Source organism: Rhizobium sp. BR 315, assembly GCF_050577975.1.
Classification (GTDB): Bacteria; Pseudomonadota; Alphaproteobacteria; order Rhizobiales; family Rhizobiaceae; genus Rhizobium; species Rhizobium miluonense.
This window is the reverse complement of sequence record NZ_JARWKZ010000103.1, coordinates 1-8,747: the sequence shown is the minus strand read 5'-3', so window position 1 is coordinate 8,747 and position 8,747 is coordinate 1. Positions and strand designations below refer to the sequence as shown.

The window sequence follows — 8,747 nt, the reverse complement described above, 5'->3', positions numbered from 1 at the left end:
GGCTATGCGGGCGATAAGTTGAAGCGGCGACTGAAAAAGATCGGGCGCTGGACGATCGAGATCATCAAGCGCTCAGACAAGGCGAAAGGCTTCGAGGTTCTGCCGCGTCGATGGGTGGTCGAACGGACCTTCGCCTGGCTTGGCAGATGCCGCAGATTGGCCAAAGACGTCGAACGCTCCATCGCATCAGCCGAAGCGTGGATCATGATCGCCCACATTCGTCTCATCACCAGACGGCTAGCAAGGTATGGATATCGTTGAACGCTTTTCGAATCCGACTCTAAGGGGGGTGCGGCCCGGAAACGGGCCGCGCCTACCCGACTGATGGCCGCGACGGAGGATGAAGTGGCGGCCCAGGCTGCTGCCGCCAGAACGTCGAGCGTGCGTTCGTTCACACGCAAACGGCCGGTGCGCAAACCCTGGCCAGAGGATGCCGAGCGCGAGCGCGTGGTGATCGATCCCCCGACCATCTGTGCTGCGGCGGCGGGCCGCGCCTGTCGAAGCTGGGCGAGGATGTCAACGAGACACTGGAGGAGATACCGCTGCCGCTTCAAAGTGATCGAGACGGTTCGGGAGAAATTTACCTGCCGCGATTGCGAGGCGATCAGCCAGGCGCCAGCACCGTTCCATGCCACGCCGCGCGGCTTCATCGGTCCGCATCTGCTGGCGACGATCGTCTTCGACAAATTTGGGATGCACAGTCCGCTGAACCGCCAGAGCACAAGGTTCAAATGTGAGGGCATAGACCTGTCGACCTCGACGTTGGCCGATCAGGTCGGATTTGGAGCGGCACCTCACGGATCACATTAAAGGAGCGTCCAAACGAGTGACAGGCTCAGGCGACTCCGCAGCGATTGGCAGAGGCACGAACGCTGGCTCGACACCATGCGCTCTGACGGCAGTGTTACGGCAGTATAAGAATGCAGTCGCGAGCCTGACGCCGCCAATCGGAAAGCTGGTTCGCTATTACGCCGTGACGACGCGCGACATCAACAACACGAACACCAGGCTCAAGGCTTTCCGCCACAATTCGAGCCTTCACATCATCCGGCGACCGCCGGTTACCGCGGCGCGGCTCAACAACCTCGTACCGACCAACAAATCCATCATCCATCATTCAGCTTCCATATGCGCCTGGAAACCTTCTCGCATTCGAACCTATGCTGCAAAAAGCAGCCGAACCGATGGGACACAGACGGGGCTTACGCTCCACCGAAGGTGGAGGTTTTATCTTGCTCACAAGAAGTCGTCGCCATGATCGGCGAGAACTTCGAATTAGTCGAGAGGTAACCGCCAACTCGGACAATATCGCCGAAGGCAAACTGGTTTATCTCCGTGGCGGCAGTGAAGATGGCAAAAGGCCTGACCGAAAATGGGATTGACGATCTTCAAGATCTCCTCGCCGACATACGGTCAGCCGAGCGTCCCGACGCCAGATGTTCAGCAAACCGCGATCGCCAAGTAAGTCGCCAACTGGTGCGAACCCAAAGCTGCTGGTGAGAAGGTCTTCCCCACGTCTCTACCTGCTTTGCAAAAGCCGCCCTGCCGTTGATGCGTTGGTTTCAGCACGCTCCATCCGGCTCAAAAGCAATGGAAACCAGCACCTATCTCGTGCGCATCGTTCCAGATCCCGACATTTGCGGTGATCGAGTTGTATGCCCGCGGTCGACAGTACGCATCCTAGGTGGTCTGCTCAGATGTATATACACCAACTACCAAGACTAATAGTTGAGCAGGTGGGCACATTCCGAATATCCTTCTATCCGGAAATTAACAGGAAAATGACAGGAATGAATGTACACCGTCTGCGGGAATAGTGATCCCATGCGGTTTACAAAGCTCAGAGAGTTCGGTGCAAACGACACCTTCCGCGACAAGTGCTCGTGAGTGTGTGAGCAAGCATACGGAAGTGGGACCCGAGTGGTTCGATAGTGCCGGGTCTACGTTTCGACCGCCGCCTGCATAAATACAAGGTCTACTTACCCGTCCAAGAGGTTAATACCGCATGCTGCTGGTTAGCCAATTCGCTACGGTCGCGATGGGAGTCGTCGCTTAACGAATTCACGCAAAATATGAGATTAAAAATGGTTGAACTTGAAACAGTAGCATCCTCATTGGCGCCGCTAGAAGACTCTGGCTGGTCATCGATTCCTACAGTGACAGAGCTATTTGACTGGGAATTTGCGACGAACTACCGAGATCCCATGCGGCCGGTTCTCCTACGTGGAGGCTGTGCAGCCTGGAGTGCCTGTCAGCGCTGGTCACCTGAGTATTTTGAGAAAGTCGCCGGGTCAATGATTGTACCCACCAAAACGCTCGACGGCAGCGAGATTAAGGTCTCTTCTTGGGAACTAGCAAAATACGCCCGGTTTGTAATGGAGTCACCGTCTTGCCACGATGGAGCCTCTTCATTGAACGCGAGAGCGGCACCCTACTGCCACGACATCCCCCTACTGGGCTTAGTGGAGAGCTTGGCGGAGGACTGTCAGCCCTTCCCGGTTAACTTTGTCAGTTCGTCTTACCGCCGGCACTGGTGGCGCTATACGCAGTTTTTCATGGGTCCGGAAGGAACCGTTACCCCCCTCCACTTCGATACGCTGCTTAGCCATAACCTATTTTTCCAAATCTTCGGTGCGAAGCAGTTCACCATTCTCCCACCCAGCCAAGCCACCCGCTGTGCACGCCGAGGTTGGCGGTGGTTTGATGTGGACCCGGAGCAACCGGACTATGTGCGCTTTCCGCAGTACAAGCGAGCGACACCCCTCGTAATCACGGTAAATCCCGGTGACATCCTTTATATGCCGCCCGGAACGCTCCATCACGTTCGCAGCTTATCGGCCTCGATTTCCTTCAACATCGATTTTCACACGAATCGCAGCGTATTAGATGCGCTAACGCAGGCAGACAAGGGCATGCCGAAAGAGGTCATTTTTTACAACGCGGTCACCGCGCTGGCGGTAATCAGCAACGTACCGGAAGCTATCACGTTTCCCCTATATCGGCCCTATCTGAGCTATGTGAGTTGACAACAGTGAGCCGCACGAGCTCGCATACGGGATTGCTAGATCAAACCTGCTGCGGTAGTGAGGTGTTGCCCGCTGAGCTGTTCCTCCGACGGTCGCTCGAACAAGCCGATTGCACCGGGCGGGGGAACTGACGGGAGTTTGGGTTCCAGATGAGACCCATGAGGCGATCCGCGATCTGGTCCGGGCTCGTGAGGCTGCAAACGACGCCCTGAAGAAATCCCGCCAGCAGTTGCAGGCTTTCCTGCTGCGTCGCGGTCATATTTATAGCGGCCGCTCGCCCTGGACACAAGTCCATCGGCGATGGTTGGCAGAGTTGTTGTTCACCCATCCCGCCCACCACATCGTTCTCGCAGAATACATTCAGACCATCGAAGACGCTGAGGTTCGGGTAGAGCGGCTGACCAAACAGGCCGCCGCGACTGTGGTCTCCTGGTCGATGGCGCCAGTCGTCGAAGCCTATCAAGCAATGCGCGGCGTCTCGCTCCTCACAGCGGTGACTTTCGTGGTTGAAATCGGCGACGTCAGGCGCTTCGAAACGGCTCCGCAGCTGATGGCGTATCTGGGGTTTGTGCCGTCCGAGAGCTCGACTGGCGAACCGGTGAAACGCAAGGGTATCACCAAGGCGGGAAGTACGCGGGCCCGCCGTGTTCTGAGGGCGCGTGGACGTATAGATTACCCGGCCCGGGTAAGTCGGGCCATTCAGGCAAGACTGGAGGGGCTGCCACAGCCGGTCCGCGAAATCGCCTGGAAAGCTCAGATCCGGCTATGCGCACGCTATCATCAACTTATCGGCGCGGGGAAGCTCAAGGCAGTAGCCACCATCGCGATCGCTCGGGAAATGGCGGCGTTCCTGTGGGCTATCGGTCAAGAGGTCGCTCCCGCGGCATAAGCGTGATCAACGCCAACCTCAATACATGAAAGGAAGCAGCTAATCAGCATTCGCATATATCTGCTGATGTATAAACTTGGGGGCAGAGCCCCGGTGGGGAATCCTCGCCAAATCCAAGTGGCAAGCGTTGAGCCCATGCCCGATCGTAGACAGAGGCAGCCCCAGACGAACCTGTCAAGCGAATCGAGGAATTGACCCCTCTGCCGAATTGAAGAACTGACCCCCTCATTTGTTTGCAGTTTCGTTGGTTTCAAGCGCCGCTCCGGCCTTCTGCAGAAGGCCGGAGCGGCGCTTTTCGCGAAGTCGGTAGCTATCGCCCCGAATGGTGATCACTGTCGAGTGGTGAAGCAGGCGATCCAATATTGCCGTGGCAACGACGGGATCCCCAAAAACACTTCCCCATTCGCCCACAGAGCGATTTGAAGTGATCAGGATTGAGCCCTTTTCGTAGCGCCGAGACACCAGTTGGAAGAACAGGTGGGCGGCATTGGCCTCGAAGGGCAGGTACCCCAGCTCGTCAATGATCAACAATTTCGGTCGCGACAGAATCGTCAACTGTTTGTCGAGCGAGCCGTCGCTGTGAGCCTTCGCCAGCATCGCCACCAAGGTAGCCGCCGTGACGAACTGGACGTTGTAATTTTGACGGATCGCCTCGCGGCCGAGGCTCACCGCCAAATGCGTCTTGCCTGTACCTGGCGGTCCAAGGAACAGAACAGTGTCACCGTGGGCGATCCAGCGGCAGGTCGCTAGTTCCCTGATCTGCCCCTGATCCAGCGAGGGCTGCGCCTCGAAGTCGAAGCCGTCCAGTTCGCGCACGAACGGGAATTGCGCCAGCTTGCTCGACATTGATATCCGCCGCTCGTCGCGCCGGGCGATCTCGCGCGATACCAGGAAGGCGAGAGCCTCCCGCAATGTCATCTTCGACCGCGCTGCCTCGTCCAGCAACGTATCGAGCTGGTCGCGGATCGCCGTCAGCTTCAGCCGGTCGAGCGTTGCGATCAGCACGTCATGATCCACAGTCGTCATCACCAGCCTCCTCCAACCACTGCTTCATATTCCGCAAGCGGCCGCAGCAAGGCAGCGGGCGCGGCCTCGATGGCCTCCTTACGAACCGGCCCGTCGAAGCCGGTAACGCCAACAAAGTGCGCCCGGTCCACAATTCGTTGTCGTCGCCCCCGGCACTGGGGATGGTTAGCGATGACCTGGCCGGCATGACGGATAATCACGCGGCCGGCCAACACTACGACCTGAACGCTTTCACCGATCAGGTGCCAAGGGACCGAGTAGCTGTTGGTATCGAGGTCGATCGCGCAATCGGCTTGAACCTTGCGAACCAGATCCCGCAATTGTCCGAAGGGTGCCCGTCCGGCCAGCGGACGTAGCGCCTTGGCTTCGTCGGCAAAACGTTCCGCCGGTTTGACACCGGTGGTGCCGTGTTCACGCTGGTCGGCAACTTCGCGTGTCCATCGATCCAGGTGCGCTTCGAACTCGGCCCAGCTCTCGAAGCGTCGCCCGGCGATCGCGTTCTTCTTGATGTAGCCGACCCCGCGCTCGTCTTTGCCTTTCGTTCTCGCCCGATACGGTGCACAGGCCCGCGGCGTGAAGCCCCAATAACGGGCAAAAGTATGCAGTCGCGCGTTGAAGCTTACCTCTCGCGTCACCGCATCATGATGCTCGACCAGGGCTTTCGCATTGTCGATCAGCACTTCCGCCGGAATCCAACAAACCGCAGAAAGGCGCCTTCCATCCCCTCGAACCAGTCCGCCTGCCGCTCCCTCAGTGACGCGCGAGCGTGCATCCGTCGCGAATAGCCCAACGTCGCCACGAACAGATGAACCCGAGCCCGCTCGCCGCCGATCCATACCTTCGTATCACCGAAGTCGATCTGCATCTGATGGCCTGGCGCCGTCTCAAAGCGGACTGTCGCCCGCTTCTGTGCTTTTAGCTCTCGCCGCCACTGCCGAACTCGAAGCTCAACTGAACGCAGACCGATGGTGATTCCATGCTCGCTCGCCAACTCCTGGCGGATTACATCCGCATTGCCGTCGTGCCGGAAAAAACGCTCGCGAAGCCAATCATCAAGCCCGTCGAACCCCGTGCGCCGAACAGGCTGTTTGAACGGTGCAACTCCGCCTTCTCGAAGATAACGCCGGACCGTATTGCGGGCGCATCCGAACTCCTTCGATAGACGTTTGGCGCCCCAACCGAGCTCGTGCAGCCGCAACATCGCCACCACCTCATCAGCCTGAAGCATATCCCCGTCCTGCATCGTTCGCGACAATGCAGGATGCGATAAAATCGTGCTCGTCATCCATCATTCCTCGTTTTGACACGAGGGGTCAGTTCTTCGGTTCGTCAGGGGGTCAGTTTTTCATTTCGCCCGACAGAACCTACGGAAATGCGGTAAACAACCCGCGCACAAGAGTATGCCAACCGTCGTCGAAAGCCCTGCCTCCAACTTTGTATATCAGCTTCATCTACACGGCTTCATCACTGCTGATGGAAGGGACACAGTCATGCCTAGACCACTTGACAACGAACATAAGAGGATTTGAAGACTCGGTTTGATAGCCAGTTATCGCACGTGAGCTCTGATGTTCATTGTAAAGGTAAATCGTGCAACCTTCGGCCTTCCTTATTATGGGCCTGGTATTTGGAGCGGCTGCGCAGGGCGGGAGACAGAGCTTTAGACAGTTGAGCAGCCAGCGACGCGAGCCAGATGGTGGCTCAGCTAGGTCCGCATGTGCGCTATCAAGGGCGCTGATCGATCCTGTCCTCCGGCCAATCGATAGGGGAAACAAACGCAACTCAGCCTCGATGCGATAGAGTTCAGCGACCTGCTAGGCGGAAACGAGCGGTTCAAATTTCTGGCTCTTCTTTAGTCATGAGAGTTCTTGCCGACGCCGCTCTTCAGAGCATAAGTTTCGAATTCCATAAGTTGTTCTTCATGGTCAGCCAGAGCTCGAAGAGCGAAGCTCCCGCGTCTCGCGGCGACCAGTTCCATGAGACATTCTACTGCGGCCAATGCGGGAGTCATCGTGTGAATAAATGAAGGAACTTCGGTGCGAACGCGGATTACCGCTTGAGAAATCTTGGCGATTGGAGACAGTTCGCTGTCCGTCAAAGCGACGAGTTTTGCACCACGGGATACGGCAAACTCGGCTGCCTGTACTGTGAAGCGAGTGTAAGGGTTGACTGTGACCGCTAGCAAAATGTCTTCTGGGCCGACAGACCGAAGCGCATCATCGGAGGCACCGCCCATCCCATCGATCAATGTTGTAGGAGAGCCAAGCAATGATCCAACATGGTGCATTAGATAGGCGATGGGAAAGCTTGAACGGCGGCCGACGCAAAAAATTTGTTTCGCCTCCGCTATTAGGTCGGCTGCTGCCGCCAACGCGGCAATCGCGGGCGGCTGCGCGAACCTGCTTAGATGACCCTGCAAAGCATTCACTGTATCGCATATGAGGACGCCATCGCCCCCGATCTCCGCTCGTGCCAATAACTCCTCTCCACTCCCACCGAAGCTTTCCGGCCGTTCCCTGACCCTATCGGCGAATACCTCCTTTAATTTGTCGAAACCGTCGAAGCCAAGGCGTTTTGCAAGTCTCGTTAATGTTGCCGGAGGCACTCGTGCTCGGCGTGCCTGCTCCCTCATTGACAGCAGTGCGACCTCTGTCGGATGGTCAACCAACCAACGCGCAGCGACCTTCATTTGCCGAGGAAATCGCTCATAGTTGTTCTTTATGAGACTTGTGGTGGGACAATCCATTCTTACTTCCTGAAGTCTATTAGGCAAATGCTTAAGCGACAAAGGCTTTTCCTTGGTCTATGGATTAAGGTCGCCGTCTTCGTTGACAAACGTGACCATTCCGCGATGCCTCAAACAGCCCGTGTTGCCTACGGCATCCACGTGCTTAAGCGTTCCCCGGGACCTGGTTTGATTGAAACTTTCTTGAAGATCAGGCGATGTCAACCCAAGCGCACCAACATCGTCAGGAGAATCAGGACGGCGCCGAACATGAAATTACTCGATGTGCGGCACGCTGTCTTCTACTTCTCATCATCATAATCTCGTCCTTGACGTTAAGATCGGCAGTCCATTGCTTCGCAATAGGAAGCAAGCAAAAGATGTGCCAACTCCGCAGAATTAGCCAACGAAGGGGTTATCTCCACTGTTCGTAAGCGGACAGGCCATCCCACGTAGCATGGAGACGCGAAATCGCTCATTTTCAGCATGAATCATGCTGGGAATCCTATGAGTGAAGATATGAATCATGATCGTACGTTCGAAATTCTGACGGCGGAGCCGGTGCGAACGCGGCGGAAACCGAAGTCGTGGTCAGATGAGGCGAAAGCTCTGATCCTGGAGCAAGCGTTGGCTCCGGGCGCAAATGTCTCTGCGGTCGCGCGTGCCCATGGAATGGACCCATCGCAGCTCTTTGGATGGCGGCGCGTAGCCCTTGCATCTGGTTCGGTTCAGCGGTTGAGAGCAACCGAAAACGATGAGGCCTTTACTCGTTTCGAGGCGGTGCGGACGGACACTGTCGAGATCCAGGTGGGCGACACGACACTTCGCGTCAGCGCTTCGATCGATCCGGCGCTGCTGAGCGGCATCGTCAGGGCGGTACGGCAAGCATGATCGCTTCGGGTGTCGTGGTCTATGTGTCGTGYCARCCSGTCGAYTTCCGCAAAGGCGCKGCMTCGYTGATGGCCCTGGTGCGCGATGGCGGCCTCGACCCCTTTTTATGCATCGGGTGAGATTTTGTGGCGGAGCCGTCATGGCGCCAGCCGGGGACTGCCAAATCTGGCATCTTCCGCCACATAATGTT

General features: G+C 57.1%; 5 protein-coding genes and 5 pseudogenes. 6 read left to right on the top strand and 4 right to left on the bottom strand.

Features of this window, described 5'->3' with window-relative positions:
* A partial coding sequence (locus QD409_RS34855) for a transposase (RefSeq protein WP_430764968.1) occupies nt 1-261 on the top strand: 261 nt, incomplete at its 5' end.
* 66 nt (nt 262-327) lie between these two features.
* A pseudogene (locus tag QD409_RS34850) lies at nt 328-792 on the top strand (IS66 family transposase zinc-finger binding domain-containing protein); the annotation flags it as partial.
* Between the two features lie 15 nt (nt 793-807).
* On the opposite strand, the pseudogene QD409_RS34845 reads toward QD409_RS34850, so the two are convergent.
* Nucleotides 808-1,117 (bottom strand): annotated as a pseudogene (locus tag QD409_RS34845) (transposase); the annotation flags it as partial.
* 137 nt (nt 1,118-1,254) lie between these two features.
* On the opposite strand from QD409_RS34845, the pseudogene QD409_RS34840 reads away from it, so the two are divergent.
* From QD409_RS34840 to QD409_RS34830, 3 genes and pseudogenes are all read left to right on the top strand, one after another.
* A pseudogene (locus tag QD409_RS34840) lies at nt 1,255-1,500 on the top strand (hypothetical protein).
* Nucleotides 1,501-2,084: 584 nt separating this feature from the next.
* Entirely contained in the window at nt 2,085-3,026 is a 942-nt protein-coding gene (locus QD409_RS34835) for a cupin-like domain-containing protein (RefSeq protein WP_240535526.1), read from the top strand.
* A 103-nt stretch (nt 3,027-3,129) separates the two neighbouring features.
* Nucleotides 3,130-3,915: pseudogene (locus QD409_RS34830) on the top strand (IS110 family transposase); the annotation flags it as partial.
* Between the two features lie 225 nt (nt 3,916-4,140).
* Here the strand turns inward: QD409_RS34830 and istB are convergent.
* From istB to QD409_RS34815, 3 genes and pseudogenes are all read right to left on the bottom strand, one after another.
* Nucleotides 4,141-4,941 carry an IS21-like element ISSme2 family helper ATPase IstB gene (gene istB, locus QD409_RS34825; protein WP_004126157.1) on the bottom strand — a complete coding sequence of 267 codons (801 nt, stop codon included), beginning with the start codon at nt 4,939-4,941 and terminating at the stop codon, nt 4,141-4,143.
* Nucleotides 4,941-6,226: pseudogene (istA, locus tag QD409_RS34820) on the bottom strand (IS21 family transposase). Before istA ends, istB begins: the two are co-directional and overlap by 1 nt.
* A 567-nt stretch (nt 6,227-6,793) precedes the next feature.
* Complete coding sequence (locus QD409_RS34815) at nt 6,794-7,687, bottom strand: MurR/RpiR family transcriptional regulator (RefSeq protein WP_004126151.1); 894 nt, start codon at nt 7,685-7,687, stop codon at nt 6,794-6,796.
* Between the two features lie 498 nt (nt 7,688-8,185).
* Here QD409_RS34815 and QD409_RS34810 point away from each other — a divergent pair, with 498 nt between their 5' ends.
* Nucleotides 8,186-8,557 carry a transposase gene (locus tag QD409_RS34810; protein WP_240535525.1) on the top strand — a complete coding sequence of 124 codons (372 nt, stop codon included), beginning with the start codon at nt 8,186-8,188 and terminating at the stop codon, nt 8,555-8,557.
* The last annotated feature ends 190 nt before the right edge of the window (nt 8,558-8,747 follow it).

Coding starts and splice junctions, on each gene's coding strand:
- QD409_RS34835 (WP_240535526.1), top strand. CDS start 2,085: ATGGTTGAACTTGAAACAGTAGCATCCTCATTGGCGCCGCTAGAAGAC.
- istB (WP_004126157.1), bottom strand. CDS start 4,941: ATGACGACTGTGGATCATGACGTGCTGATCGCAACGCTCGACCGGCTG.
- QD409_RS34815 (WP_004126151.1), bottom strand. CDS start 7,687: ATGGATTGTCCCACCACAAGTCTCATAAAGAACAACTATGAGCGATTT.
- QD409_RS34810 (WP_240535525.1), top strand. CDS start 8,186: ATGAATCATGATCGTACGTTCGAAATTCTGACGGCGGAGCCGGTGCGA.